Source organism: Streptomyces sp. P17 (assembly GCF_032436805.1).
Lineage (GTDB): Bacteria > Actinomycetota > Actinomycetes > Streptomycetales > Streptomycetaceae > Streptomyces.
Genome location: NZ_JAVRBF010000262.1, coordinates 1 through 566 on the forward strand (window position 1 = coordinate 1; position 566 = coordinate 566).

The window sequence follows — 566 nt, forward strand, 5'->3', positions numbered from 1 at the left end:
CCAGTTGCGCCCGCGTGACTGGCAGACCGCGGAAACCATCGCTCCACTCATCACCAAGCTCAACGCCATCCGGCGCGCGAGTCCGGCCCTACGGCAGCTGCGTAGTCTCCACTTCCACCACACCGACAAGGAACAGGTGATCGCCTACTCGAAGCGGTCGGGGTCGAACACGGTTCTGGTGGTCGTCAACCTCGACCCCCACCACACCCAGGAAGCCACGGTCTCGTTGGACATGCCGCAACTCGGCCTGGACTGGCACGAGTCGGTACCGGTGCGCGACGAGCTCACCGGCGAGACCTATCACTGGGGCAGGGCCAATTATGTGCGCCTCGTACCGGGCCGCCGGCCCGCGCACGTCTTCTCGGTTCTGCGACCGTCCACCCCGCAGATCGGAGGGTCACCCACACCATGATCGTCAACGAGCCCGTCCCGGACACCTTCGAGGACACCCCAGCGGGCGACCGGGACCCCGACTGGTTCAAACGTGCAGTCTTCTACGAGGTCCTCGTCCGCTCCTTCCAGGACAGCAACGGCGACGGCGTCGGTGACCTCAAGGGCCTGACCGC

1 protein-coding gene is annotated in these 566 nt (G+C 66.1%); it reads left to right on the top strand.

What is annotated here, in order from left to right; all coding sequences use genetic code 11:
• The coding region (locus RMT89_RS40750; RefSeq protein ID WP_315888797.1) for an alpha-glucosidase C-terminal domain-containing protein at positions 1–412 on the top strand (412 nt) is incomplete at its 5' end.
• Between the last annotated feature and the right edge of the window lie 154 nt (positions 413–566).